Annotated in this window: 18 protein-coding genes and 1 pseudogene; 10 read left to right on the top strand and 9 right to left on the bottom strand. The window is 73.6% G+C overall.

Going from position 1 to position 26,200, the window contains the following annotated elements; translation table 11 throughout:
* The first annotated feature begins 32 nt into the window (after nt 1-32).
* A complete protein-coding gene (eccCa, locus tag OG309_RS27650) occupies nt 33-4,001 on the top strand; it encodes a type VII secretion protein EccCa (protein WP_329424759.1) in 3,969 nt (1,322 codons plus the stop codon).
* A 102-nt stretch (nt 4,002-4,103) separates the two neighbouring features.
* The gene (locus OG309_RS27645) at nt 4,104-4,349 is read left to right on the top strand and encodes a DUF397 domain-containing protein (RefSeq protein ID WP_329424757.1); all 246 of its coding nucleotides are present in this window, start codon (nt 4,104-4,106) and stop codon (nt 4,347-4,349) included.
* 71 nt (nt 4,350-4,420) lie between these two features.
* Here the strand turns inward: OG309_RS27645 and OG309_RS27640 are convergent, their stop codons facing one another.
* The 4 genes from OG309_RS27640 to eccB form a co-directional block, all read right to left on the bottom strand.
* Complete coding sequence (locus tag OG309_RS27640; protein ID WP_329424755.1) at nt 4,421-4,714, bottom strand: WXG100 family type VII secretion target; 294 nt, start codon at nt 4,712-4,714, stop codon at nt 4,421-4,423.
* 44 nt (nt 4,715-4,758) lie between these two features.
* Nucleotides 4,759-5,097, bottom strand: coding sequence for a WXG100 family type VII secretion target (locus OG309_RS27635; protein WP_329424753.1), 339 nt, complete (start codon nt 5,095-5,097; stop codon nt 4,759-4,761).
* A gap of 180 nt (nt 5,098-5,277) precedes the next feature.
* A complete protein-coding gene (mycP, locus tag OG309_RS27630; protein WP_329424751.1) occupies nt 5,278-6,537 on the bottom strand; it encodes a type VII secretion-associated serine protease mycosin in 1,260 nt (419 codons plus the stop codon).
* Nucleotides 6,538-6,551: 14 nt separating this feature from the next.
* A complete protein-coding gene (gene eccB / locus OG309_RS27625) occupies nt 6,552-8,093 on the bottom strand; it encodes a type VII secretion protein EccB (protein ID WP_329424749.1) in 1,542 nt (513 codons plus the stop codon).
* A gap of 191 nt (nt 8,094-8,284) precedes the next feature.
* Here eccB and eccE point away from each other — a divergent pair, with 191 nt between their 5' ends.
* The 8 genes from eccE (at nt 8,285) to OG309_RS27585 (ending at nt 19,877) form a co-directional block, all read left to right on the top strand.
* On the top strand, nt 8,285-9,610 hold the full coding sequence (eccE, locus tag OG309_RS27620; RefSeq protein ID WP_329424747.1) for a type VII secretion protein EccE: 1,326 nt from the start codon (nt 8,285-8,287) through the stop codon (nt 9,608-9,610).
* Nucleotides 9,611-9,732: 122 nt separating this feature from the next.
* Nucleotides 9,733-10,548, top strand: coding sequence for a hypothetical protein (locus OG309_RS27615; RefSeq protein ID WP_329428567.1), 816 nt, complete (start codon nt 9,733-9,735; stop codon nt 10,546-10,548).
* 237 nt (nt 10,549-10,785) lie between these two features.
* The gene (locus OG309_RS27610; protein WP_329424745.1) at nt 10,786-13,893 is read left to right on the top strand and encodes an SCO5717 family growth-regulating ATPase; all 3,108 of its coding nucleotides are present in this window, start codon (nt 10,786-10,788) and stop codon (nt 13,891-13,893) included.
* Nucleotides 13,894-14,099: 206 nt separating this feature from the next.
* Entirely contained in the window at nt 14,100-15,947 is a 1,848-nt protein-coding gene (locus OG309_RS27605; protein ID WP_329428565.1) for an ABC transporter substrate-binding protein, read from the top strand.
* A 3-nt stretch (nt 15,948-15,950) separates the two neighbouring features.
* Complete coding sequence (locus OG309_RS27600; protein ID WP_402546712.1) at nt 15,951-17,015, top strand: ABC transporter permease; 1,065 nt, start codon at nt 15,951-15,953, stop codon at nt 17,013-17,015.
* A complete protein-coding gene (locus tag OG309_RS27595) occupies nt 17,012-17,896 on the top strand; it encodes an ABC transporter permease (protein WP_329424741.1) in 885 nt (294 codons plus the stop codon). The genes OG309_RS27600 and OG309_RS27595 overlap by 4 nt, the downstream gene beginning before the upstream one ends.
* Nucleotides 17,893-18,858, top strand: coding sequence for an ABC transporter ATP-binding protein (locus OG309_RS27590; protein WP_329424740.1), 966 nt, complete (start codon nt 17,893-17,895; stop codon nt 18,856-18,858). Before OG309_RS27595 ends, OG309_RS27590 begins: the two co-directional genes overlap by 4 nt.
* Nucleotides 18,855-19,877 carry an ABC transporter ATP-binding protein gene (locus OG309_RS27585; RefSeq protein WP_329424739.1) on the top strand — a complete coding sequence of 341 codons (1,023 nt, stop codon included), beginning with the start codon at nt 18,855-18,857 and terminating at the stop codon, nt 19,875-19,877. Before OG309_RS27590 ends, OG309_RS27585 begins: the two co-directional genes overlap by 4 nt.
* Before the next feature lie 158 nt (nt 19,878-20,035).
* Here the strand turns inward: OG309_RS27585 and OG309_RS27580 are convergent, their stop codons facing one another.
* From OG309_RS27580 to OG309_RS27560, 5 genes and pseudogenes are all read right to left on the bottom strand, one after another.
* A complete protein-coding gene (locus OG309_RS27580; RefSeq protein ID WP_329428564.1) occupies nt 20,036-20,989 on the bottom strand; it encodes a bifunctional riboflavin kinase/FAD synthetase in 954 nt (317 codons plus the stop codon).
* Between the two features lie 2,757 nt (nt 20,990-23,746).
* A pseudogene (locus OG309_RS27575) lies at nt 23,747-24,190 on the bottom strand (trypsin-like peptidase domain-containing protein); the annotation flags it as partial.
* 192 nt (nt 24,191-24,382) lie between these two features.
* Nucleotides 24,383-25,309 carry a tRNA pseudouridine(55) synthase TruB gene (truB, locus tag OG309_RS27570; RefSeq protein ID WP_329424737.1) on the bottom strand — a complete coding sequence of 309 codons (927 nt, stop codon included), beginning with the start codon at nt 25,307-25,309 and terminating at the stop codon, nt 24,383-24,385.
* On the bottom strand, nt 25,306-25,746 hold the full coding sequence (gene rbfA, locus OG309_RS27565) for a 30S ribosome-binding factor RbfA (protein ID WP_329424735.1): 441 nt from the start codon (nt 25,744-25,746) through the stop codon (nt 25,306-25,308). The genes truB and rbfA overlap by 4 nt, the downstream gene beginning before the upstream one ends.
* Before the next feature lie 36 nt (nt 25,747-25,782).
* Entirely contained in the window at nt 25,783-26,076 is a 294-nt protein-coding gene (locus OG309_RS27560; protein WP_329424733.1) for a DUF503 domain-containing protein, read from the bottom strand.
* Nucleotides 26,077-26,200 lie beyond the last annotated feature (124 nt).

The raw sequence follows: 26,200 nt of genomic DNA, 5'->3' as shown, positions 1-26,200 counted from the left end.
GAGCCCGCCCGTAACGAGGGATTGATGCGCCGGTGAGCCAGATCGTCGTCAAACGCCCGCCGAGGTCCCTTCCTCCGGAAGTACCCGGTGAGGAACTGGTCCTGGAGTCTCCGCCGGAACTTCCGCGGGGACAGCAGGAGTCCGCGTTGATGCAGCTCCTCCCGATGCTGGGCATGGGCTCGTCCGTGGTGTTCTTCTTCATGACGCCGTCGCCGATCATGCGCATCATGGGCGTCCTGATGCTGGCGTCGACGGTCGCGATGGCGATCGCCCAGTTCGTGAGATTCCGCCGCGGTACGCAGGGGCAAATGGCCGATGTGCGGCGGGACTACCTCAAATACCTCGCGCAGACCCGGCGTACGGTGCGCCGGACGGCCCGTCGTCAGCGGGACGCGCAACTGTATCTGCACCCGGCGCCCGAGCAGTTGTGGTCGGTGGTCGCCGAGGGCTCGCGGGTCTGGGAACGGCGGGTCGGCGACCACGACTTCGCGCAGGCGCGGATCGGGCTGGGCGCTCAGCAGCTGGCGACCCCGCTGGTGGCGCCGGACACGGCGCCGGTGGACGAGCTGGAGCCCCTGTGCGCGGGCGCGATGCAGCAGTTCCTCGCCGTGCACGGCACCCTGGACGGGCTGCCGATGGCGGTGTCGATGCGGGCGTTCTACCACGTGACGATCTCCGGCGATCCGGAGTCGGCGCAGTCCGCCGCGCGCGGTCTGGTGGCGCAGTTGGTGACGCTGCACTCCCCCGACGACCTGATGCTGGCCGTGGTGGCGGCGCGCGGTGCGCAGGAGCGCTGGGACTGGACGAAGTGGCTGCCGCACACCCAGGTGCCGGGGACGGTCGACGGGGCGGGCACCAAGCGCCTGTTCGGCGACGATTTGGGCGAGCTGGAGCAGCTGATCCGCTCGCGCCTGGACGGGCGGCCGCGGTTCAGCCGGGACAACCAGCCGGTGCTCGACCAGCCGCACGTGGTGGTGGTGCTGGACTCCCATGCACCACGCGGTGGTCTGGTGCCCCCGGACTCGCTGCTGGCGGCGGCCGAGGGCCTGCAGGGCGTGACCATCGTCGAGGTGGTCTCCGGTGAGCTCGACGAGCAGCGCGGCGGCCTGTCCGTGGTGGTGCGGCCGGGGCGGCTGCGCCTGGAGTCGGGCGGCGGCTTCGCGTACGAGGGAGTGCCGGACGGCATGTCGCTGCCGGCCGCCGAGGCGCTGGCCCGGCAGCTGGCGCCGCTGCGGATGGGCGGCGGGGACGACGACGAGCCGCTGCTGGCGAACCTGGACTTCACGGACCTGCTGAACCTGGGCGACGCGGCCTCGGTGGACGTGGCGCGCACCTGGCGGCCGCGGTCGGTCGCCGAGCGGCTGCGGGTGCCGATCGGTGTCGGCGAGGACGGGCAGCCGGTCATGCTGGACCTGAAGGAGGCCGCGCAGGAGGGCATGGGCCCGCACGGCCTGTGCGTGGGTGCGACGGGTTCCGGCAAGTCGGAGCTGCTGCGCACGCTGGTGCTGGGGCTCGCGGTGACGCACTCCTCGGAGACGCTGAACTTCGTCCTCGCGGACTTCAAGGGCGGCGCGACCTTCGCGGGCATGTCGCAGATGCCGCACGTGGCGGCGGTCATCACCAACCTGTCGGACGACCTGACGCTGGTCGACCGCATGGGTGACGCGATCCGCGGCGAGCTGCAGCGGCGTCAGGAGCTGCTGCGGTCGGCGGGCAACTACGCGAACATCCACGACTACGAGAAGGCGCGGGCGGCGGGTGCTCCGCTGGAGCCGCTGGCCTCGCTGGTCCTGGTGATCGACGAGTTCTCCGAACTCCTCACCGCCAAGCCTGACTTCATCGACATGTTCATCCAGATCGGCCGCATCGGGCGTTCGCTGGGCGTGCATCTGCTGCTGGCCTCGCAGCGCCTGGAGGAGGGCAAGCTGCGCGGCCTGGACACGTACCTGTCGTACCGGATCGGTCTGCGGACCTTCTCCGCGGCGGAGTCGCGCACGGCGCTCGGCGTGCCGGACGCGTACCACCTGCCGTCGGTGCCGGGTTCCGGCTATCTGAAGTTCGGCACGGACGAGATGACCCGCTTCAAGGCGGCGTACGTCTCGGGGACGTACCGTACGGGCGGTCCGCGGCTGGAGGCCGGGCAGCTGCCGATCGAGCGGCGGCCCGCGCTGTTCACGGCCTCGCCGGTGCCCGTGGTCTACGCGGCGCCCGACCCGGCGTACCTGACGGCGCAGCGCGCCGAGGAGGACGACGCGCTCGCGGACACCGTCCTCGACGTGATCGTGCGCCGGCTGGAGGGGCAGGGCGTGCCGGCCCACCAGGTGTGGCTGCCGCCGCTCGACCAGGCGCCGACGCTCGACCACCTGCTGCCGGGGCTCGCGCAGACCGCGGACCGGGGGCTCACGGCGACGGAGTACAGCCGCCCCGGCGGTCTCACGGTGCCACTGGGTCTCATCGACAAGCCCTTCGAGCAGCGGCGCGAGGTGCTGTACCGGGACTTCTCGGGTGCGGCGGGCCACATGATGGTGGTCGGCGGTCCGCAGTCCGGGAAGTCGACGCTGATGCGCACGCTCGTGTCGTCGTTCGCGCTCACGCACACGCCGGCCGAGGTGCAGTTCTACTGCCTGGACTTCGGCGGTGGCGGCCTGTCCTCGCTGGCCGATCTGCCGCACGTCGGCGGTGTGGCGTCCCGGCTCGACCCGGAGCGGGTGCGGCGTACGGTCGCCGAGGTGATGGGCGTGCTCAACCGGCGGGAGGAGTTCTTCCGCGCCAACAACATCGACTCCATCGCCACCTACCGGCGCAAGCGCGCGGCCGGCGAGCTGCCCGGCGAGGCCTGGGGCGACGTGTTCCTGGTCGTGGACGGCTGGGGCGGCTTCCGCAACGACTACGACATGCTGGAGCCGGTCGTCTCGGACCTCGCGGCGCGGGGTCTGGGCTACGGCATCCACGTGGTGATCACCGCGGCCCGTTACATGGAGGTGCGGGCGGCCCTCAAGGACCAGATGCTGGGGCGTCTGGAGCTGCGGCTCGGTGACGTCATGGACTCCGAGTTCGACCGCAAGGTCGCGGCCAACGTGCCGCCGGGCGTGCCCGGGCGCGGTCAGGTGCCGGAGAAGCTGCACTTCATGGGGGCGCTGCCGCGGATCGACGGGGCGAGTTCGGCGGTGGACCTGTCCGACGGCACGGCCGCGTTCGTCCAGGCCGCGAAGGCCGCCTGGACGGGTGCCGCGGCCCCGGCCGTGCGGCTGCTGCCGCGCCGGCTGCCGGCGGAGCAGCTGCCGAAGGGCTTCGAGTACCCGCAGCACGGCATCGCGATCGGCATCGACGAGACGAACCTGGAGCCGGTGTTCGTCGACTTCGAGACGGACCCGTTCTTCCTCATCTTCGGCGAGAGCGAGTCCGGCAAGACGGCGCTGCTGCGTCTGATCGCCAAGCAGCTGTGCGAGCGGTACACCCCGGAGCAGGCCCGGATCGTCGTCGGCGACTACCGGCGCACGATGCTGGAGGCGGTGGCGCCCTCGCACCTGCTGGAGTACGCGCCGATGGCCTCGGCCATGCAGATGCACATGGACGCCATCAACACGGTGATGACCAAGCGCGCCCCGAAGCCGGACATCACCCCGCAGCAGCTGCGCGACCGCAGCTGGTGGACGGGTCCGCAGCTCTTCGTCCTGATCGACGACTTCGAGCTGGTCGCGACGAACTCGGGCAACCCGCTCCAGGTCCTGGTGGAGAACCTGCCGTTCGCGCGCGACGTCGGCATCCGCTTCATCGTGGCCCGCAACGCGGCCGGCGCCTCCCGCGCGATGTACGAGCCGTTCATGCAGCGCGCGAAGGAGCTCGGCGCGCAGGGCGTGATCCTCTCCGGCGACCACGGCGAGGGCGACATCCTCGGCAACGTCCGCGCCAGGAAGATGCCTCCGGGCCGCGGCACCTTCGTCTCCCGCAAGCGCGGGGCGCCGCTGGTCCAGCTGGGATGGATGCCGGACCGGACGTGACGGGGGCCGTGCTTCCGGTTTCCGGTGTACGGGGACGGGGGCGTCGCTAGGGTGGTCGGCAGGGTTGCACCGTACTGATCAGCACAGACAAGGAACGCGCCGATGGCTGACGCCCAGGACAGGGAACGCGTGAAGGAAGAGCTCTACGCCCTCGACATCTCCGGTGTCGAGTGGCAGGGGGCGCCGGGGACCAGTCCGGACGAGGAGCGGGTCGAGATCGCGTATCTGCCGGGCGGCGGGGTGGCGATGCGCTCCTCGCTCGACAAGGAGACCGTGCTGCGGTACACGAAGGCCGAGTGGGACGCGTTCGTGCTCGGCGCGCGGGACGGCGAGTTCGACCTGCGGTAGTGGGAGCCGGACATGCGTGAGGGGGTGGCCCGTGAGAACGGGCCACCCCCTCAGGCGTCACTGACGCGGGATCACATCATCATGCGGAAGCGGGCCGCGTTGCCCTTGTCGGTGTCCCGGTAGCCGACGACCGACTCGTCGAGGAGCTGGGCGATGCGCGCCAGGTCCTGGTTCATGGCCGCCATGTCCTTGGTCAGGCGGTCCTGGCTCTCGCGGTACGCGACCTTCGCCTCGCCGTCCCAGTTGGAGGCGACGCGGTTGACCTCGGCCATGAGGTCCTCGAGCTTCTGGCTGAGCTGGCTGGAGGTCAGGCGGACGTCGCCCGCCGCCTGGGTCACGGTGTCGTAATTGACCGCAGTAGTCATCTTCGTGGCTCCTGGAGTGTTGAGACGCGGGAGGAGGGCGAGGCTCAGGCCATGCCGAGGATGGCGCTCTGGCCGGCCGTGGTGTCGTCCATCTTGCGGAAGGACCGGATGCGGTCCTCCTCCTCCTGCGTGAAGCCGTCGGCGCTCATGCGCATGACCTCTTCCAGCTTCACGAGCTCGACGCGCATGTTGCGCAGACGCAGGTTCAGGTCGTTCTGGACCCGGTCGTACTCCTTGCTCGCGGCGCCCTGCCAGCCCGCCTGGATGCGGTCCACGACGCCGTTGAGGGAGGTGATGCGAGCCTGGAGCTCGTCGTGGAAGTCCTGGATCCGGCCGGCCAGCTTGACTTGTTCGGCACTGGTTACGTTCAGGTCTTTCGACATCTTGCCCCTTCTTCCTACGGTGGCGAGCGGCGGTCAGGCCGCCGGGCCTTCCGATCGCGATACGGACGGGTATCTCTTGATGCCGCCCCCGTGCTGGGATCGCACTACCGTGCCCCCGACCGTCACTCTAGCCATTGGGGACGGTAGTTCCAACTGCAAAGTACCCACCGGATACTTGGCTCACCGGACCGGTCTCCGGCGACGGCTGTCGCGGATCACGGCGGCGGCGCCGGCGACCACGGCCACCAGGACCGCGCCGATCCCCAACGCATAGGTGGCGAGCCGTTCGGAGCGCTCCTGGGGAGTCTCCGACATCGCCATGTGGGCCGGTTCGGGCGCCGGCGGCCTCGGCGGTCCCGGGTCCGGCGTCGGGCTGCTCGGCGGGGCCGTGTCGTCGGCTCCGTCGGCGAGCGCCCGCACCGGATCGACGACGCCCCAACCCACGTGCCTGTCACGCCCGTTGACCGAGCGGACCGCGGTCTGCTCGATCCTGGTCACGATCTGCGCAGCGGTCCAGTCCCGGTGCTTGGCCCGCAGCAGGGCGGCGACGCCGGAGACGTACGGGGCGGAGAAACTGGTCCCGTTGTCGACGCACTGGCCGCCGCCCGGGACGGTCGAGACGATGTCGACGCCGGGTGCGGCGACCCCGACGAAGGGGCCGGACTGGGAGAACGCGGCGCGTTCGTTGTCGCGGTCCGAGGAGGCGACGGCGAGGACCCCGGGGAAGGCCGCGGGGTAGGTGTTCTTGTCTTTGCCGTCGACGCCGTCGTTGCCCGCGGAGGCGACGACCACCACGTTCGCGGCGATCGCCCGCGCGACCGCCTTGGCCATGGCGGAGTCCGGTCCGAGCGGCTGGGTGGTGTCCTGGGAGATGTTGATGACGTGCGCGCCCTTGAGGACCGCGTAGTCGATCGCCTGGGCCATCGTGTCGGACTTGCCGCTGTTCTTCTCGTCGTTCTGTCGGATCGGGATGATCGTGGCCTCGGGGGCCAGGCCGACGAAGCCGGTGCCCGTGCGGGAACGGGCGGCGATGATCCCGGCGACCTTGGTGCCGTGACCGACCTCGTCCACGGTGCCGTCGGTCTTGCCGCGCTTGTCGTCGCCGGGGCCGGGGTTCTCCTTGTCGGGCTTCAGGTAGTCCTTGCCCGCCTTGGCGTCCACCGCGCCCTTCAGCTGCGGGTTGACGTCGTCGACGCCGGTGTCGATGACCGCGACCCGGACGCCCTTGCCCTTGTTGCCCTGCCACAGCTCGTCGAGCAGCACCCGCTGGAGCGACCAGGGGATGCCCTCGATCTGCTTCTTCATCGGGAACGTGCACTCGCCGCTGCCGTCCAGACCGGCCGGCCGCTGGATCCCCTCGGCGTACGCGGCGGGCGGCACCGCGAGCAGGCCGGCGAGGGTCGTCGCGGCGAGCAGCGCCCCCGTGCGGTACGTCGTCATCCGCTCCACCTCCCTCACGAACCCTGCGGCTGGCGCGCGCTGTTGGTGTCGAGGCGCGGGCCCTTGGACAGGAACTCCGACCACTCCATCGGGACGAGCACCGGAGTGACCTTCTCGTAGCCGAGACGCTTCTGCGCGTCGGAGGGTTCCGGGCGTCCGTCGGTCTGCTGCTGGTGCGCCGCGCCGATGTCGGAACGGCCCTTGTCGCTGTCTCCGTTGGCCTGCACCGCGTAGCGCAGCCCGGTGTCGGTGACGAGGAAGAGCGAGCCGCCGGGCGCGGACTGCCGGCCCTGGATCTGGGTGTAGAGCAGCCCGGTGCCGGGGGTGACGTACGTGCTGGTGCCGCCGGCGGTGATGTCGGCGGGGTACTTGGTGCCCGCCCATGTCGTCAGGGTCGTCTGCCCCTTGTCGCCGACGCTCTGCAGCACCGAGCAGATCGTGTCGCGGGCGTTCGGGCCGCCGACGGAGTTGGCCTGGTCGGGCTTCCGCTCGGGCCAGCGGCGGTCGGCGGCGAAGGGAGCGGCGTCGGGGCTGAGCTGGCCCAGGCTGACGCCGCTGGGCGAGCCGTTCATGTGGAGGTCCGCGGTCTGCGGGGAGTTGATGAGCAGCCAGGCGGTGAAGGCGCTGACCGGCTGCACCTTGCCCTGGAGCACGACGTAGTGCTGGGGGCCGGAGCCGGTCTGGGCGAGCAGCACCATGCCGACCTGGTCCTGGGCCTGAGTGAGGCCGCCGTTGACGCCGGCGTCGGTGCCGATCGTTCCGGGGATCTGCGGGAAGTCGACCGGGGTGCCGGTCTTCAGGGTGGCCAGCCAGTCGTCGGTCACCTGCTGGGGCTGCCGGTTGACGCCGAAGAGGGCGGTGGTGAGGTTCGGCGCCTTCTCGTTGACCCGGTACTTGGTGCCGGTGTGGTCGACGAGGTACTGGGCGCTCTCCTTCTGCCCCTTCACGTACAGGACCTGGCCCGGACCCAGCTTGTACTTGTCGTCCGTGCGCCCGAGGTCGCGCTCGGCGAAGAGGAAGGTGGCCTTCTGCACGCCGCCGCCGTTGCCGCCGCCGGGCTGCTCGCACACGGCCCAGCGCTTGGCGGTGCCCGCGTCCTCGGCGGCGGGCAGGCGGTCCGGGGCGTACGGGATGCCGAGGATCGGACCGCGCGGCGGCTTGCCCTTGTCGAGCTCCTTGTCGTCGACCTGGATGACCTGGAAGTCGTCCGGGTTGAGGAGGAGTCGGGCGGAGGCCAGGTTGAGCACCGGGTGGAGCAGGGTCTTGCGGCCCTTGCCCTCGCCGGTGGTGAGCACCACGTAGCGGGTGGTCGACTGCTTGCCGACGATCACCTTGGTGCCGGGCTTGTCCCAGCCCTTGGGCGCCGTGGGCTTGAACATCCCCCAGGCACCGAATCCGGCGACCACCAGCGCGCCGATGATCAGGCCGGGGACGACCGCGCGCAGCGGCCTGGGCGCCCCCTCCTCCGTACCCGAGGGAGAGGGTTGGAGGAATGCCGCGACCGTGCGCTTCTTCGCAAAGGTGTACGCGTTGAGCTCGTCCCGCCGTGATGCCATGAGTCCCCATTTTCGTCAGGCGCAGTCTCCGCTCGGGAGTCCGGGGAGCATGGCGCCCGGGCCCCGGCCGTCGGACCGGCCCCCTACTATGCCTGCTGTCCGCCCGTGCTCGTGGGGCGGGTAGGGTGATCCAGCCGCCAATGGCCTGGCCGGCCAGGGCGATCGGGATGAATTGAGGGGGATTCTCCATCATGGCTTCCGCGACGCGGGCGCGGCCTTCTGCCGCCGCGTCCTCTTCCACGCCCTCCGTCTCCCCTTCTCCGGGGCCCGGTTCGTCCGTTCCGTCCTCGGTCTCACCGCGCCTCCAGGCGCGTCCGGGACACTTCGGTGCGTTCCGATTGCAACAGCTCGTACTGATCGAGGTCGCGGCGGCTCTGCTGCTCGTGGCCGCCGTCGTCGACAAGCTGATGCTGGTCCCCGCGGGCGTGGTCGCGGCGCTGCTCGTGCTGCTCGCCGTGGTGCGCAGGCACCGGCGTTCGCTGCCGGAGTGGCTCTCCACCTTCCTCGCACTGCGCGCCCGGACCCGTCGGGCGGGCTCCCTGACCGTGCCGGAGGGCACCGAGCCGGGGCTCGCCCCGGTCGTCGAGTGCGACCCGGCACTGCGGACCTACGCGTACAGCGACCGCGACCGGCGTCCGGTCGGGATGATCGGCGACGGCACCTTCCTCACGGCGGTGGTGCGGGTCGAGTCCGAGGCCACGGCGCTGCGGCCGGACCGCTCGGCGCGGCCGCTGCCGGTCGGGCTCGTCCGCGACGTGCTGTCGGTGGACGGCATCCGACTGGAGTCGGCGCAGATCGTGCAGCACACCCAGCCGGCGCCCGCGCCGCACCTGCCCGCACAGGCGATGGCCACCCGCAACTACGCGCCGCTGCAGGCGCAGACGGGTTCGCCCGCGCTGCGCATCACCTGGATCGCGCTCAAGCTGGACCCGGAGCTGTGCCCGGAGGCGGTGGAGGCGCGCGGCGGCGGCGTCGAGGGCGCGCAGAAGTGCCTCGTGCGGGCGGTGGACCAGCTGGCGAGCCGACTGGCCGGCGCCGGGTTCCGGGCCACCGTCCTCACCGAGCAGGAGCTCACCGCCGCGCTCGCCACCTCGACCTGCGCCAGCCCGATGGCGATAGCGCAGGCGGGTCGCGGGCAGGCGCAGGCGCGGCGGACCCAGGAGACGGCGCGGACCTGGCGCGTGGACGACCGGCGGCACACGACGTACTGGGTGGGCCGCTGGCCCCAGCTGGGCGGCGCGGGCGGCGCGGGGGCCTCGATGCCCCAGCTGGTGGCGCTGCTGACCTCGCTGCCCGCGCTGGCGACGACGTTCAGTCTGACGCTGAGCGGCGGTGACCGTCAGGAGGTGACGGTCACCGGACACGTACGGATCACCGGGCGCAGCGACGAGGAACTGGTGGCCGCCCGGCACGAACTGGAGCGCGCGGCGCGCGGCGTGAAGACGGGGCTGGTGCGGCTCGACCGCGAACAGGTCCCGGGCATGCTGGCGACGCTGCCGCTGGGGGGTGCGCGCTGATGACGACTCCGACGAACGGATCGGCCTCGGGCCGGCCGGCGGGTCAGCCGGTGGGTCAGCCCGGGCAGATGGCGGGCCAGCCGATGGGGCAGGGCCCCGTGGCGGGCGGCGGTGTGCCGGGGATGCCCGGCGCCGCGGGTCCCGGGGTGTCCGGCGGACGCCCGGCCGGGGCGCCCGCGCGGCGGGCCGCCGGCAGCGGTGCGCGCGGTGCCGGACGGCGTACGGGGCGGGGCACCAAGCCCCGCTTCGGCTTCGGCCTGATCGGGCCGCGCCGGGACCGCCACTCCGTCCCCCTCGACCAACTCGGGGCGCTGGCCCTGCCGGTGGGCGACGACGGCCTGGTCGTCGGCGTCGACGCCGAGGGCCGGCCCGCCGTGCTCGGCATCAACCGGCCGAGTCCGTACGACGTCACGCTCATCGGCGGTCTGTGGACCGCGCAGGTGCTGGCGCTGCGGGCGGCGGCCACCGGCGCGCGCATCGCCGTGGAGACCGGCCGCGGGCAGGCGTGGACGGCGCTCGCCCAGGCGGCGGGCGGCGGACAGCCCTGCATCACCCTGCACGACGTGGGCCGGGTCCCGCCCCAGGGCGCCTCGGCAGGCAGCCCCGTGGTCGTCATCCGCGACTGCGGCATGCGGCCGCCGCGCGGCCGGGTCGTGTCCGGGCCCTGGCAGTCCGTCGTGACCCTGCTCCCCTATCTGAGCCCGGTGGCCCCGCGGCTCCTGGAGAAGTCCTCACTGGTCGGGGTCCAGCGGGTCTCCCCTGACGAGGCCACGCAGATCGGGCGCATCATGGGCCTGCAGCGCTCCGAGTCGGAAGCCCTGTCGACGCTCGCGGACGGCGTGACCCTGTGGTGCACGCCGAACGACCGCCAGTTCGTGATGACGCAGGCGACGGACGCCGAGACCGGATTGTTGGGCAGCGCGCGGCGGATGGACTGAGCGTCCGACGAGGGCGGGACGGGCTGGCGAAACAGCCCAAGCTGTCCGTTTATATATGGGTTTGATTCACCGGGGGTTTCACGCTCCGGTACGCGTGGGTCACTTGGGGCCCGGGCGTGTTCCGCGCGGGGCGCGGCGGGGGGCCGTCGGCCCTGCCCGACGGGCACGGTTGGCGTTTAGGGTGGGAAAGGCCCGCCCACGACGGCACAAGGGTGCGCGACCACACCAGGAGGCAAAGTGAACGGCGATCGGGACGAGATCAACGGGGGTTGGAACCCGCCCGTCGACGATCAGTCCGACGCGGACGCCGCCGAGATGACGGGTGAGTTCACCATCGACTACACCCCTCCGGCCTGGTACACCCAGAACGCGTCGGGCGGTTCGACCGGTGGCGCGCCCACGCCTCCCCCGCCGACCGGCGCGCCGGTCGCGGTGCCCGGCCTCCCGACGGGCGGCGGCTTCGAGCCGACCTGGACGCCTACGCCCCCGCCCGCCGCACCGATTCCGGCCCCCGCTCCGGCTCCGGCTCCGGCTCCGGCTCCGGCTCCGATGCCTGCGCCCGTGGCGCCGGTCGCTCCCGCCCCGATCCCGCCCGCACCCGTCTCACCCGCACACGTCGAGCCCGTGGCACCCGCGCCGTTCGGCGGTGGCGACGTGGAGAGCGGTGCGACCATGCGCTTCTCCCCCGCCGCGCTGAAGCGCGAGATGGCGGAGCGCGACCAGGCCGCGGGCCAGCCGGCCCCGGCCGAGACCCCGGTCGCCACGCCCGCCGCCGCACCCGTCGCCGCACCCGTCGCGTCCATGGACACGAACGGGGCGCCCGAGGCCGCGGCGGCAGCGCCTGAGCCGGTGACAACGGGCACGGACGTCCCGGAGCCGGTCACGGACGCCGCGGAGCCGGTCGCCGAGGCCCCGGACGAGGCCGCTCCGAGCGGCGAGGCCGTCAGGACGGACGCCGAGGCGGCGCCGGACGGTGCCGACGAGACGCCCGTGGCGGCGGCCGAGGACGCGGCCACCGCCCCGGAGCCCGAGCCAGCGGCCGCGCCGGAGGCCGAGGCCCAGGAGCCCGCCGTCGCCGAGGCCGTCCCGCCGGTCCAGGACGCCGACGAGCCCGCCCCGGCCGCCGTGCGGGACGCCACGCCCCCCGAAGACCTCGTCGCCGGTCCGCCGCCCGTCCGGCCGGCGCCCTCCGAGGGCCTGCCGCCGGTGGCGCCCACGCCCTCCGAAGGCCTCCCGCCCGCCGCACCCGCGCCCGCCGAGCCGCAGGACCTCCTGCCCGGCCCCGGGCTGCCGCCCGCCCAGCCCGGGCCCGGCGCGGCTCCCGTACCGCCGCAGAGCACCGGGCTGCCGCCGCTGCCGCCCTCGTTCCAGCCCGCGACGCCCGCGCCCGCGCCGCAGTGGCCCGCACAGACGGCTCCGGCCGAGCAGCCGCCCGCCGCGCCGCTGCCCGCCGCCGCGTCCTGGCCCGCGCCGCCGGTCCCGGCGCCGCCGCAGCCGCCGCAGGGCGGTTACGGCTTCCCGCAGCCCCCGGTCGGCGAGCAGCCGCAGCCGCAGGGTGGCTACGGCTTCCCGCAGCCGGGCCAGCCGCAGCCCTTCCCCGGGCAGGCCCCGTCGCCGCAGGGTGGGTACGGCTTCCCGCACCCGGGTCAGCCGCAGCCGCTGCCCCAGGGCGGCCAGCCCGCGCCCGCCCCCGTACCGCCGCAGGCGCCCCAGCCGCCGCAGGGCGGCTACGGGTTCCCGCAGCCGGGCCAGCCGCAGCCGTTCCCCGGGCAGGCCCAGCCGCCGCAGGCGGGCTACGGCTTCCCGCACCCCGGTCAGCCGCAGCCGCAGGACGGCCCGCCCGCGCCCGTGCCGCCGCAGGCCCCGCAGCCGGGGAGCCTGCCGCCCGACTACGTCGTGCCGCCCGCGCCGGTCGACCCCCGGACCGGGGCCGCGTGGCCCACGCCCGTGACGCACGACCAGCGCGAGCGGTCCGTGCCGGGTGCCCCGCTCGGGTACAACGCGGCCGTCGAGCTCTCCTCCGACCGGCTGCTGCGCAACAACAAGCAGAAGGCCAAGTCCAGCCGCAATCCCGGCGCTTCGGCCCGGTTCAAGCTGGGCGGCAAGAAGGAGGAGGCGGAGCGGCAGCGGAAGCTGGAGCTGATCCGGACGCCGGTGCTCTCCTGCTACCGGATCGCGGTCATCTCGCTCAAGGGCGGCGTCGGCAAGACCACGACGACCACCGCGCTCGGCGCGACCCTGGCCACCGAGCGGCAGGACAAGATCCTGGCGATCGACGCCAACCCGGACGCCGGCACGCTCGGGCGCCGGGTGCGCCGCGAGACCGGGGCGACCATCCGCGACCTGGTGCAGGCGATCCCGTACCTCAACTCGTACATGGACATCCGCCGCTTCACCTCGCAGGCGCCGTCCGGCCTGGAGATCCTCGCCAACGACGTGGACCCGGCCGTCTCGACGACCTTCAACGACGAGGACTACCGGCGGGCGATCGACGTCCTGGGCAAGCAGTACCCGATCATCCTGACCGACTCCGGCACCGGTCTGCTGTACAGCGCGATGCGCGGGGTGCTCGACCTGGCCGACCAGCTGATCATCATCTCCACGCCGTCCGTGGACGGCGCCTCCAGCGCCTCCACGACCCTCGACTGGCTCTCCGCGCACGGGTACGCGGAGCTGGTGCAGCGTTCGATCACCGTCATCTCGGGGGTCCGCGAGACCGGCAAGATGATCAAGGTCGAGGACATCGTGCAGCATTTCCAGACCCGCTGCCGCGGGGTGGTCGTGGTGCCGTTCGACGAGCACCTGGCCGCGGGCGCCGAGGTCGACCTCGACATGATGCGGCCGAAGACCCGTGAGGCGTACTTCCACCTCTCGGCGATGGTGGCCGAGGACTTCGTACGGGCCCAGCAGGCGCAGGGGCTGTGGACCGGCGACGGTCAGGGCGGGCTGCCCCCGCACATGGCCCCGCCGATGCCCGGCCACCAGATGCCGGGCCAGCCGGTGCAGGGCCAGCCCGCCCCGGGCCAGCCGATGCCCGGTCAGCCCATGCCCGGTCAGCCGTACCCGCCCCAGCAGCCCTACCCGCAGCAGGGGCAGCCCGCGCCGGGCCAGCCGTACCCGGGTCAGCCCTACCCGCAGCCGGGACAGCCGGGTCAGCCGTACGGAGCACCGCCCGCACCCGGACAGGCGTACGGGTCGCAGCCGGGCCAGCCCGCGGTGCCGCAGGGCTGGCAGCAGCCGCCGGCGCAGCCGCTCCCGCCGCAGACCGACCCGCAGGGGCAGGTCCCGCCGCCCAACTGGCCGCAGCAGCAGCCTCCGCAGGCGCCGCCAGCCCCTCAGCAGTAAGGCGTCACAGGAGTAGACCAATGAGGCCCCGAACCGGTGTTCCGGTACGGGGCCTTTTGGCATTCCCGCAGCCCACACGGGGTTTGAGACATCGTTGACGACGGCAGACCACCGCTGATACACCTTCGCTTCATCCATCGTCAGCCCAAGATCCACGGCACTTCCCACGACGCACGCATCCCGACGCGAGGTCACGTCCCATGGTCATGGTCACGAAGGCTCCACCCCGTCCGGCACCCACCCGCAGAGCTCTCCGTCTCCTCGTCGCCGGCGGAGTCGCCGCCGCCTCGCTCGTGGCCGTCCCGCAGGCGGCGCAGGCCGCGCGGGCGGAGGACGGCAAGGCGGGCTCCGGCACGACGCTCACCGTCGCCGTCTCGCAGAGCGTCGACTCCCTGTCGCCCTTCCTGGCCCAGAAGCTGGTCTCCACCAGCATCCACCGGCTGGCCTACGAGTACCTGACCAACTACGACCCGAAGGACGCGCGCACCGTCCCGGGCCTCGCGACCGCGTGGAAGTCCTCGCCGGACAAACTCACCTGGACGTACACGATCCGCAAGGACTCGAAGTGGTCCGACGGGCGGCAGGCCACCGCCGAGGACGCGGCGTGGACCTTCGACAAGATGATGACCGACCCGAACGCGGCGACGGCCAACGGCAGCTTCACGGCCAACTTCAAGAAGGTCAGCGCGCCCGACCCGCAGACCCTCGTCATCGAGCTGAAGCAGCCGCAGGCGACGATGACGGCGCTGGACGTGCCGATCGTGCCCAAGCACGTCTGGGAGAAGGTCTCCGACTTCTCCAAGTTCAACAACGACCGGCAGTTCCCGATCGTCGGCAACGGCCCGTTCGTCATCACGGACTACAAGGTCGACCAGTACATCAAGCTGAAGCCCAACAAGGACTTCTGGCGCGGGGCGCCCAAGTTCGACGAGCTGGTCTTCAAGTACTACAAGGACGGGGACGCGGCCGTCGCCGCCCTCCAGAAGGGCGAGGTGTCCTTCGTACCGAACCTGACGCCGGCCCAGGCCGACGCGCTGAAGACCCAGAAGGACATCAAGGTCAACGACGCCCCGGGCCGCCGCTTCTTCGCGCTGGCCACCAACCCGGGCGCCCGGGCCAAGGACGGCAAGACCTTCGGCAACGGGAACAAGGCGCTGCTCGACCCGGAGGTGCGCAAGGCGCTCTTCCTCGCCGTGGACCGCGCCACCCTCGTCGACAAGGTCTTCCAGGGCCACGCCGTCGAGGGCGAGGGCTACATCCCGCCGCGGTTCGGCTCGTACTTCTGGCAGCCCTCCGCCGGGCAGAAGCGCGGGTACGACCCCGCCAGGGCCGCGCAGGTCCTCGACACCGCCGGATACCGGAAGAACGGCGACGGCAAGCGGGTCGGCAAGGACGGCAGGCCGCTCGACTTCCGCATCCTGTGCCACGCCACCGACCCGAACGACAAGGCGATCGGCAAGTACCTCCAGGAGTGGTGGGGCAAGCTGGGCATCGGGCTGAAGGTCGAGTGTCTCGACAGCGTCTCCGACCCGTGGGTCAAGGGCGACTACGACCTCGCCTTCGACGGCTGGTCGGTCAACCCCGACCCGGACTACGTCCTGTCGATCCACACCTGCGGCGCGCTGCCCTCGACCCCGAAGGACTCCGGCGCCACCGACAACTTCATCTGCGACCCGCGCTTCGACGCGCTGTACGCGCAGCAGGCCGTCGAGTACGACGCCGGCAAGCGGTCCGCGCTGGTCAAGCAGATGCAGGCGCGGCTCTACGACACCGGGTACATGAACGTCATCGCGTACCCGAACGCCCTGGAGGCCTACCGCACCGACCAGATCCGCTCCATCACGACGATGCCCGAGGCGGCCGGGAACCTCTGGGGCCAGGACGGCTACTGGAGCTGGTGGTCGGCCGTACCCGCCGCCCAGGCCTCCGACGAGACGTCCGGCTCCTCCCCCACCGGGGTGATCGTCGGGATCGGCGCCGCCGTGGTGGTGCTCGTCGGCATCGGGATCTTCCTGGGCATGCGCCGCCGCTCCACCTCCGACGACCGCGAGTAGCCCGTGACCAGCGCAAGCACTCCCGCCTCCGTGGCACGGACCGAACCGGTCCGCGCCACGGAGGGCGGCGCACCACGGTCCGCCACCGCTCTCGCGTATCTGCGCCACGCGGCGGGGAAGGTGGCCGGCGCGGCCGTCTCCCTCCTCGCCGTGCTGGTCACCAGCTTCTTCCTCTTCCGGATCATCCCCGGCGACCCGGTCAAGGCGATGACCCACGGGCTGCCGACCTCGGCCGAGCAACTGGCCACGCTCCGCCACCAGTTCGGCCTCGACCAGCCGGTGTGGCAGCAGTTCACCGACTACTGCGCCAAGGCGCTCAGCGGCGACCTCGGCACGTCCTTCCAGTTCCGCGCCCCGGTCGGCGAGCTCATCGCCCAGAAGCTGCCCGCGACCCTGCTGCTCACCGGCACGGCCGTGGTGCTCTACTCGGCGCTCGGCCTGTGGCTCGGCACCCGCTCCGCCTGGCGCCACGGCAGCCTCGGCGACCGGCTCAACACCGGGGTGGCGCTGACCCTGTGGTCGGTGCCGTCGTTCTGGCTCGGACTGCTGCTGATCATCGTGTTCTCGGTGGGCATGGGCCCGATCCCGGGGCTCTTCCCGACCGGCGGCATGGAGTCGGGCACCGGCGAGACCGGCTTCGCGTACGCGCTCGACGTGGCCCACCACATGGTGCTCCCGGTGCTGACCCTGGTCGCCGTGGGCTATGCGCAGACCCTCCTGGTGATGCGCTCCTCGCTCCTCGACGAGATGGGCGGCGACTACCTGACCACCGCGCGGGCGAAGGGGCTGCGCGACGACGTCGTACGGCGCCGGCACGCCGTACCGAACGCGCTGCTGCCGACGGTGACGATGGTCTTCATCAACCTCGGGCACGTGGTCGCCGGTTCGATCCTGGTGGAGACGGTCTTCTCCTGGCCGGGGCTCGGCGGGCTGTTCTACCAGGGCCTGAGCGTGCCCGATCTGCCGCTGGTGCAGGGCCTGTTCGTGGTCTTCGCCGGCGCGATGATCGTGATGAACCTGATCGCCGACCTGCTCTATCCGCTGCTCGACCCCCGGGTGGGCCGATGACCTCTCTGACCTGGGAACGCAGGCGCGGCACCGTCGCCCGCTTCTGGAAGTCCTACCGCGCCCACCGGGCCGGCCTCTACGGCCTGCTGGGGCTCGCCGTGATCGCGCTGCTCGCGCTGACCGCTCCGCTGACCGTCGGCGCCGACGTGCAGTCGGTGACGAACGCGCCGGGCACGGCCCTGGAACCGCCGAGCGCCGCGTTCCCCCTGGGCACCGACCAGTTCGGGCGCTCGCTGCTCGGGCTGCTGGTGTGGGGGGCGCGGATCTCGCTGCTCGTCGGACTGCTCGCGGCGACCCTGTCCGTCGCCATCGGCACCCTCGTGGGGATCATCGCCGGGCACTACGGCGGCTGGTTCTCCACCGTCGTCATGCGGATCACCGACTGGTTCCTGGTGATGCCGACGCTGGTCCTCGCGATCGTCCTGGCGACCGTGATGTCCCGCTCGATGTGGACGGTGGTCCTCGCGATCGGCGTGACCAGCTGGCCGACGACGGCCCGGTTGGTGCGGGCGCAGACCATCGCGGTGGAGTCCCGCCCGTACATCGAACGGGCGACCGCGCTCGGCGGCGGGCACGGGCACGTGATGACCCGGCACGTGCTGCCGAACGTCATGCCGCTGGTGCTCGCCCAGACCACGCTCGGCATCTCGACGGCCATCCTCACCGAGGCGACGCTGGCCTTCCTCGGGCTCGGCGACCCCACCGTCGTCTCCTGGGGCGGGATGCTCCAGGACGCGCGGGAGGCGGGCGCCGTCTCGTCCGGCCACTGGTGGTACCTGGCCCCGCCCGGCATCGCCATCGCGCTGGTCGCGCTCGCGTTCACGCTGTGCGGGCGGGCCGTGGAGGCCGTGCTCAACCCGAAGCTGGGGGTGGGTCGATGACCCTTCTGGAGGTACGGAACCTGAGCGTGACGTACGGGTCGGGGGCGGCGGCCGTCCCCGCCGTGCGCGGGGTCGACCTGAGCCTGCCCGCCGGGAGCAAGCTGGGGGTGGCCGGCGAGTCCGGCTGCGGGAAGTCGACGATGGCGCTCGCGCTGCTGCGGCTGCTGCCCGCGTCGGCGCGGATGTCCGGGGAGATCCTGCTCGACGGCGAGGACGTCCTCACCATGAACTGGGGGCGGCTGCGGGCGGTGCGCTGGGCGGGCGCGTCGATCGTCTTCCAGGGCGCCATGCACTCGCTGAACGCGGTCCGGCGGATCGGCGACCAGATCGCCGAGCCGCTGCTCGTGCACGGCCGGTCCACTCCGGCGGCGGCCCGCCGCCGGGCCGGGGAGCTCCTGGAGCACGTGGGACTGCCGGCCGCGCGGGCGGCCGCCTATCCGCACGAGCTGTCCGGCGGGCAGCGGCAGCGCGTGATGATCGCGATGGCGCTGGCCTGCGATCCGCGGCTGATCGTGGCGGACGAACCGACGACCGCGCTGGACGTGATGATCCAGGCCCAGATCCTGCGCCTGATCGAGCAGCTGGTCGCCGAGCAGGACATCGGGCTGCTGATGATCAGCCACGATCTGGCCGTGCTCGCCGACACCTGCGACCGGCTCGCGGTGATGTACGCGGGGCGGGTCGTCGAGGAGGGGCCGGCGAAGGCCGTGTACGAGGCCGCCGCGCACCCCTACGGGCGGGCGCTGTCCGGGGCGTTCCCGCGCATCGGCGACCCGGCCTCCCGGCGGGCCCCGCGCGGCCTGCCGGGCGACCCGCCGGACCCGGCGGGGCTGCCGGGCGGCTGCACCTTCCACCCCCGCTGCCCGGTGGCGGTGGACCTCTGCGCGGAGCAGGACCAGGAGCTGCGGGACGCGGGCGCGGGGCGCCGGGCGGCCTGCGTACACGTGGGGAGCACCACTTGAGCACGGTCACGGGTACGGGCGCGGGCACGGGCACGCCGGAGCCGGAGCCGCTGCTGTCGGCGCGCGGGCTGCGGGTCGTCTTCCCGGGGCGGCGGGGCGGACCGGCCGCGCGGGCGGTGGACGGGGTGGACCTCGACATCGGCGCGGGCGAGATCGTGGCCCTGGTCGGCGAGTCCGGGTGCGGCAAGACCACGCTGGCCAGGTCGCTGCTCGGCCTGGTCCGGCCGAGCGGGGGCCGGGTGGCGTTCGCGGGGGCGCCGCTCGCGTACTCGGGGAAGGCGCTCAAGGCCTACCGCAAGCGGGCCCAGCTGGTGCTGCAGGACCCGAGCGGCTCGCTGAACCCGCGGCACACCGTGTACGACGCGGTGGCGGAGGGGCTGCGCATCCACGGCTACGCGGGCGACGAGCGGGCCGCGGTCTGCGAGGCGCTGTCCCGGGCGGGGCTGCGGCCGCCGGAGCGGTTCCTGCTGCGCTATCCGCACGAGCTGTCCGGCGGGCAGCGGCAGCGGGTGGTCATCGCGGGCGCGCTGGTCCTGGAACCCGAGCTGATCGTGGCGGACGAGCCGGTCGCCTCGCTGGACGCGTCGGTGCGCGGCGAGATCCTGGCGCTGCTGCTGCGGCTGCGCGACGAGCTGGGCCTGTCGGCGCTGGTCGTGACGCACGACCTGGGCCTCGCGTGGAACATCGCGGACCGGGTGGCGGTGATGTACCTGGGCCGGATCGTGGAGACCGGCCCGGTCGAGTCCGTCCTGACGGATCCTCAGCACCCTTACACCCAGGCGCTGTTGTCGGTGCTGCCCGAGTCCGGGGGCGAGCCCGTGGTGCTGACCGGAGAGCCCCCGGACCCGGCGCGCGTCCCGTCCGGCTGCCGCTTCCACGTCCGCTGCCAGGTGCTCGCGGCGGGGCGTGCCGCCGAGGTCGCGGACCGCTGCCGTACGGAGGACCTCCCGCTCCTGGGCGGCGGTGGGGACCCGGCGGCGGCCTGCCACTGGGCGGGACGGGAGGCGCTGCGGGGCTGAACGGGCGCGCCGGCGCGGGGGGCCGTGCGCCCGGTCGGCGGCCGCGCCGCGCCCCACCGGGCGGCCGCGTCCGCGGGCCCGGGGAGCCGGTGTCCCGGTCCCGGGGCGTGTGCGGTCCGCGGGCCGGGAAGGCGCTCGTCGGCCGGCGGCCGAGGGCGTCAGCCCCGGTCGTACGTCTCGGTGAGCTCGCGGCTGCGCTTGACGTCGTCGGCCATCGCCGCGAGCAGGTCGTCGAGGGTGTCGAACTTGAGCATGCCGCGCACGTACGCCAGGAAGTCGACGGCCACGTGCAGGCCGTACAGGTCCAGTCCGACGCGGTCGATCGCGTACGCCTCGACGGTCCGCTCCGTGCCGTCGAACTGCGGGTTGGTGCCCACCGAGATCGCGGCGGGCATCCGCTCGCCGGCGGCCGTCAGCCAGCCCGCGTAGACGCCGTCGGCCGGGATCGCGGTGTGCGGCAGGGTCTCGACGTTGGCCGTCGGGAAGCCCAGCTCGCGGCCGCGCTGGGCGCCGCGGACGACGATGCCCTCGACGCGGTGCGGGCGGCCCAGGATCTCGGCGGCGCCGGCCATGTCGCCCTCGGCGACCAGGCGCCGGGTGAGCGTCGAGGAGAACGGGTCCCCGCCGCCCGCCGCACCGGTCACGCGCAGGTCGATGACCTCGACGTCGTAGTCGTACGTGGTGCCCAGCTCGGCCAGGACGTCGACGTTACCGGCGGCCCGGTGGCCGAAGCGGAAGTTCGGGCCCTCGATGACGCGCTTGGCGTGCAGCTTGTCGACCAGGACCTTCACGATGAAGTCCGCCGGGGACAGCTGGGAGAACTCGGAGGTGAACGGCAGGATGAGCACCGCGTCCACGCCCAGCTCCGCCATCAGCTCGGCGCGCCGGTGGTGCGGGGCGAGCAGCGGCGGGTGGCTGCCGGGGCGCACCACCTCGGAGGGGTGCGGGTCGAAGGTGACGACGACCGAGGGGATGCCGAGCTCGCGGGCGCGCTCCACGGCCCGCCCGATGATCAGCTGGTGCCCGCGGTGCACCCCGTCGTAGGAGCCGATGGTGACGACGCTGCGCCCCCAGTCCTGGGGGATGTCCTCCAAGCCACGCCAGCGCTGCACTGTGACCGCTCCTCGTCCGCCTGTACCCAAGTCCGCGTGTACGCCTGTTGGCGCAGGTCTAAGACTGCCATGAGCATGCGGCCACGTCGGCATCGGCATGGGTGAGGTGACCTTCGTTACGGCGTGCGGCCCGGCGCACAGGACCTCACGGAGTTCGGCGCGCAGGAAACGGGAGGCTCCGGTGCCGGGTGCGGCGAGGACGGGGGCGAGGGCGGCGCGGACGGCCGGCTGCGGCCCGGCGAGCAGCCGGACGACCAGGGGGTGGAGCACGCAGCGGGCCGCCGGCCCCTCTTCGAGCCGGGTGTCGACGAAGGCCGCGACCAGCGCGGCGCCCTCCGGGTGCCGCTCGGCGTACTCGGCGACGAGCTCGGCGGCGCGGCGCGCCAGACGGGGCGTGGGGACGGCCGCGAGCAGCCGCAGGACCGCCGCGGGTTCGTGGCCGTGCAGGCGGCCGCGGAGGGCGTCGAGGACGGGTTCGGGGTGGGTGGTGAGGGCGGCGCCGAGCGCGTCCACGGGCACGGACGGCTCGGCGAGGGCGCGCGGCAGGTGCCGGGCGCGGGAGTCCGGGTCGCGGACGAGCAGGGCGAGCGCGGGCCCGTGCAGGGCGCGGTCGGCGGGCCGGGCGAGCAGGGCGAGGGCCGCGAAGCGCAGCGTGGCCCGCTCGGCGTCGCTCGTGAGGCGCGGGGCGACGAGCCGCCCGTACGCCGCGGCGGCCGTGCGCCGTTCGGGGCGCCCGTCGTCGTGGGCCCAGCGGTCGACGGCCCGGCAGAGCGCGCCCGGCTCGTCCTCGGCGAGCGCGCCGAGCAGCCCTTCGGCGAGCGGGTGGGCGGTGGCCACCAGGGCCTCGCACAGGTCGTCGACGGCGAGCCCGCGGTGGGTGTGCAGCACGGCCTGCGCGGCGGTGCCGACGGTGGCCCCGGGGGCGGCGGCCAGCGGCCGCTCGTCCCCGAACCAGCGGCACAGCAGCGGCTGCACGCCCCGCGGGTCGGCCGCGAGCAGCCCGGCGACGGCGTCGAGGAAGCGGGGCGGGGCGCCCGCCCCGGGGGCCGGGTCCGCGGGCACCAGCCGCCGCAGCAGGTCCACCCGCTCCCCGTCGGGCAGCCGCAGCCCCGCCCAGAAGCGGGCCCCGAACGCGGGGAAGGCGTCCTGGGCCCCGGGCCGCGACCCGAGATGGTCCGCGAGACGGCGCAGGACGGGCAGGTACGGCCTCAGGTCGCGGATCCCGTCCAGGGCTCCGGCGAGCAGCCGCGAGGCCCACCAGACGCCCTCGACGGCCTCGACGGGGCCCGTGGCACGGGCGTGGTCCCGGGCGGGGCCGGCCGCTCCCGCGTCGGCGAAGTCCGCGAGCGCGTCCGCCAGCGTGACGAGCCGGGCCGACAGGGCCTCCGGGCCCTGGTCGTGGTGGAGGTGGTGGAGGGCCTGGAGGACGGGGCCGATGCGGTGGCGGGGCACCGGCAGGCCGGCGTGCGGGGCCGGTTGGCGGACCAGGGAGTGGAGGGCGCGGTCGATGTCGAGGTGGGCGCCCTGGAGCCAGTCGGCGAGCTCCTCGTGGGCGAAGCGGTATCCGGGGCCCGCGGGGACCAGCAGGGTCTCGGTGAGGACGGCGGAGGCCCAGCCGGTGGACCAGGGGAAGAGCTCCTCGAAGGACTCCCGGTCCAGCTCGCCCTGCCCGGGGCCGAGGCAGCGGCGGGCGGCCTCGTGGACCTGGCCGCTGACCCGCGCGGCGAGCCGCCGCACCCCCGACCCGCGCACCACGGGCCGGTTGCCCGCGGCGATCCGCACCGCGACCCGCAGGCACATCAGGGCGAGGTGGGCGGCGAAGACCTCGTCCCGGCCGGGGCGGCCGGCGGCCTCGCCGCGGGTGGCGGCGCGGATCTCGCCGAGGAGCCGCAGGGCCAGCGGGTGCCGGGCGTCCTCCTCGGCGATCCCGTCGTCGGGGACGGCGTGGTGGCGCCGGGCCTCGCGCGCCGCCGCCTCGGTGAGCCCGCCCAGGGCGACGGTCCTCGGCTCCGTGACGTACAGCGGTCCGGCCTGCTCCCAGTGCTCCGGACGGCAGGCGGTGACCAGCCGGGCCCCGTGGGCGGCCAGCCACTGCTCGGTGGCGGCCGTCCAGGAGGGGAGGCGGTGGGCGAGCAGCGGCGGCATCTCCTCGGGGCCGTCGAGGAGGACCAGGAGCGGCCGGTGGGCGGCGCGGGCGAGGGCGGCGGCCTGCTCCGGGGTGGCGCCCGCGGGGTCGCCGGGGGTGCCGGAGGCGGCGGCGACGCGCCCGGCCCGGTGGAGGGCCCGGCCGATCGCGTCGGCCACGGAGCGGTCGTCGGACCGCAGGTCGGCGCCGCGCAGCCAGACGGTGGGCGCCGGGGCCGGGCCCCGGGCGCGCCGGGCGGCGAGGCCCGCGAGGGCGGTGCTGCGGCCGGTGCCGGGCACACCGACGACGGCGAGCACGAGGGACTCGCCGTCGTCCCGGACCCGCCCGGCCGGGAGCTCCTCGCGGGTGCCGGTGGTGGTGGCGGTCAGCTCCAGGACGCCGGCCAGGTTGAGGTCGCGGCCGTAGGCGGGGACGGTGGCGGCGTTGCGCAGCAGCAGCGCGGCGAGCGGACCGGCGGGCGGGAGCGGCGGGGCCGGGGGCGGGGCGGAGGAAGTCGGGGAGGAGGCAGCGGAGGGGGCCCACGGGGCCGCGGAGGGCGGGCAGGGGATCGGCAGGGCGTGTCCGGCGGCGCGCCGGTCGCCGTGCAGGGCGGTGCCGAGGACGCCGAGGACGGCTCCGGTGACGGGGTCGAGGACGGGGCCTCCGACGGCCGGGCCGCCGGCCTGCAGGGCCTCGGCGCCCTCGGTGCCGATGGCCAGTTCGAGGGCGGGGCCCGCGGTGCCGCCGAGGACCCGTGCCTCGCGCCAGCCGTGCGCCGGGATCCGTACGTACGTCCCGGGCTCGATGCCCTGGCGGGCGGCCAGGGGCAGGGGGCGGGCGGTCAGTCCCTCGGCGCGGACGAGCGCGAGCCCGCTGTCGGGCAGCAGGGTGAGGTCGTCGGGGCCGACCCGGAGGGTGCGGCCGTCGGGGGTGCGCAGCAGGAGTGCGGTGCGGCCGTCGACCACCTCGTGGCCGGTGAGCACCGTGCCCTGGTGGTCGGCGAGGAATCCGGTGCCGCACGGCCGGCCGGCCGGATCCTCGATCCGCACCAGCTCCGCCAGGTCCCCTCTCCCCATGGATGCGACGGTAGGTCGACGGTGATCACGGAGAAAAGCTCAGAACCGAACGCGCCCCCTCACGCTCCCCCCGTTCACTTCAAGCGCCTGCCCGAACGGGTGAATACGCGATCACGGGCGGGACAGGAACCGGGCGGAGGGGGATCGTGGGGCGGGCACGCGCGCGTGCCCGCCCCACGAGGGAGTCGCTGCTCAGCCGAAGACGGCCAGGCTCTTCGCCTTGCCGCGCTGCGCCTCGACGAGGGCGATCAGCCGGCCGCCCGGGCCGAAGACCGCGACCGCGCCCGGCGGGAACTCCGGCATGTCCAGGCGGACGCCGTTCAGCAGGAGCTGGGCCCGCTTCTCGTCGACGTCCCAGCGCGGGAACGCCGCCGCGGCCGCGTCGGCGACCGGCATGACCGTGAGCTCCTCCTGGAGCTGCTCCAGGGTGCGCGCGGACTCCAGCTTGTACGGGCCGACCCGGGTGCGGCGCAGGGCGGTCAGATGGCCGCCCACGCCGAGCCCGGCGCCCAGGTCACGGGCGAGCGCCCGGATGTACGTGCCGGAGGAGCAGACGACGGAGACCACCAGGTCCATGACCGGGGTGCCGTCCTCCGCGGTGGCCTCGCGCACGTCGTACACGCGGAAGGAGGAGACGGTCACCGGACGGGCCGGGATCTCGAACTCCTCGCCGCCGCGCACGCGCGCGTAGGACCGCTTGCCGTCGATCTTGATGGCCGAGACCTTCGACGGCACCTGCATGATGGCGCCGGTGAGCTCCGCGACCCCGGCGTCGATCTGCTCGCGGGTGACCTTCGAAGCGTCGACCGACGCCGTGATCTCGCCCTCGGCGTCGTCGGTGATCGTCGTCTGCCCGAGCCGGATGGTGCCCAGGTACTCCTTCTCGGTCAGCGCGAGGTGACCGAGCAGCTTGGTCGCCCGCTCCACGCCGAGGACGAGGACGCCCGTCGCCATGGGGTCGAGCGTGCCGGCGTGGCCGACGCGGCGGGTCTTGGCGATCCCCCGCATCTTGGCCACGACGTCGTGCGAAGTGAAGCCCGGCGGCTTGTCGACGATGACAAGCCCTCCCGTGGCCTCCGGCCGGGAGGCGCCGCCGGGCGTCTTCTGTGCGGTGCTCATTCGGCGGCTTCGTCCTCGCCCTGCTTCTTGTAGGGGTCCGCCCCACCGGCGAACGTCGCGCCCGAGGACGCGTCGCGCACCTTGGCGTCCGAGGCCCTCGCCTGGTCGAGGAGGTCCTCGATGTTCTTGGCGGTCTCCGGGAGGGCGTCCGCCACGAAGGTGAGCGTCGGGGTGAACTTGGTGCCCGCGGCCCGGCCGACGGCCGAACGCAGGACGCCCTTGGCGCTCTCCAGGCCGGCGGCGGCGCTGGCCCGCTCCTCCTCGTCGCCGTAGACCGTGTAGAAGACCGTGGCCTCCCGCAGGTCACCGGTGACGCGGGTGTCCGTGATGGTCACGTGCGTACCCAGGCGCGGGTCCTTGATGCCGCGCTGCAGCTTCTCGGCGACCACCTCCCGGATGAGGTCCGCCAGCTTCTTCGCCCGCGCGTTGTCGGCCACTGGTCCTTCTCCTCTTTCTTGCCTTGCTTGCTGAGTTCAGTCTTCGTCGGTGTGGAGCCTGCGTCGAACCGACAGCAGTTCCACCTCCGGCCGGGCGGCGACCAGGCGCTCGCACCGGTCCAGTACGTCGCTGAGATGCCCTTGGTCGCCCGACACCATCGCGACGCCGATCTCGGCCCGCCGATGGAGGTTCTGGCCCGACACCTCCGCCACGCTCACGGAGAACTTCCGCTGGAGCTCGGCGACGATCGGCTTGACGACGGAGCGCTTCTCCTTCAGCGACCGGACGTCGCCGAGGAGCAGATCGAAGGACAGCGTCCCCACATACATGTATGTCCGGATGTCCCGCCGGTTCGGGTTCATGGCCCCGCCAACCGCTTGGCAGGGACATCAGAACCGTACACGGAACGGCCGGGGCCGATCGACGGAATTCCTTCCGCCGACCGGCCCCGGA

The organism is Streptomyces sp. NBC_01268, from assembly GCF_036240795.1.
Lineage (GTDB): Bacteria > Actinomycetota > Actinomycetes > Streptomycetales > Streptomycetaceae > Streptomyces.
This window is presented reverse-complemented; position numbering and strand designations above follow the sequence as displayed.

Excerpts from the sequence above, each read along its gene's own strand:
- OG309_RS27645 (WP_329424757.1), top strand. The coding sequence starts at position 4,104 with ATGGCTGACGCCCAGGACAGGGAACGCGTGAAGGAAGAGCTCTACGCC.
- OG309_RS27640 (WP_329424755.1), bottom strand. The coding sequence starts at position 4,714 with ATGACTACTGCGGTCAATTACGACACCGTGACCCAGGCGGCGGGCGAC.
- OG309_RS27635 (WP_329424753.1), bottom strand. The coding sequence starts at position 5,097 with ATGTCGAAAGACCTGAACGTAACCAGTGCCGAACAAGTCAAGCTGGCC.
- mycP (WP_329424751.1), bottom strand. The coding sequence starts at position 6,537 with ATGACGACGTACCGCACGGGGGCGCTGCTCGCCGCGACGACCCTCGCC.
- eccB (WP_329424749.1), bottom strand. The coding sequence starts at position 8,093 with ATGGCATCACGGCGGGACGAGCTCAACGCGTACACCTTTGCGAAGAAG.
- eccE (WP_329424747.1), top strand. The coding sequence starts at position 8,285 with ATGGCTTCCGCGACGCGGGCGCGGCCTTCTGCCGCCGCGTCCTCTTCC.
- OG309_RS27615 (WP_329428567.1), top strand. The coding sequence starts at position 9,733 with ATGCCCGGCGCCGCGGGTCCCGGGGTGTCCGGCGGACGCCCGGCCGGG.
- OG309_RS27605 (WP_329428565.1), top strand. The coding sequence starts at position 14,100 with ATGGTCACGAAGGCTCCACCCCGTCCGGCACCCACCCGCAGAGCTCTC.
- OG309_RS27595 (WP_329424741.1), top strand. The coding sequence starts at position 17,012 with ATGACCTCTCTGACCTGGGAACGCAGGCGCGGCACCGTCGCCCGCTTC.
- OG309_RS27590 (WP_329424740.1), top strand. The coding sequence starts at position 17,893 with ATGACCCTTCTGGAGGTACGGAACCTGAGCGTGACGTACGGGTCGGGG.
- truB (WP_329424737.1), bottom strand. The coding sequence starts at position 25,309 with ATGAGCACCGCACAGAAGACGCCCGGCGGCGCCTCCCGGCCGGAGGCC.
- OG309_RS27560 (WP_329424733.1), bottom strand. The coding sequence starts at position 26,076 with ATGTATGTGGGGACGCTGTCCTTCGATCTGCTCCTCGGCGACGTCCGG.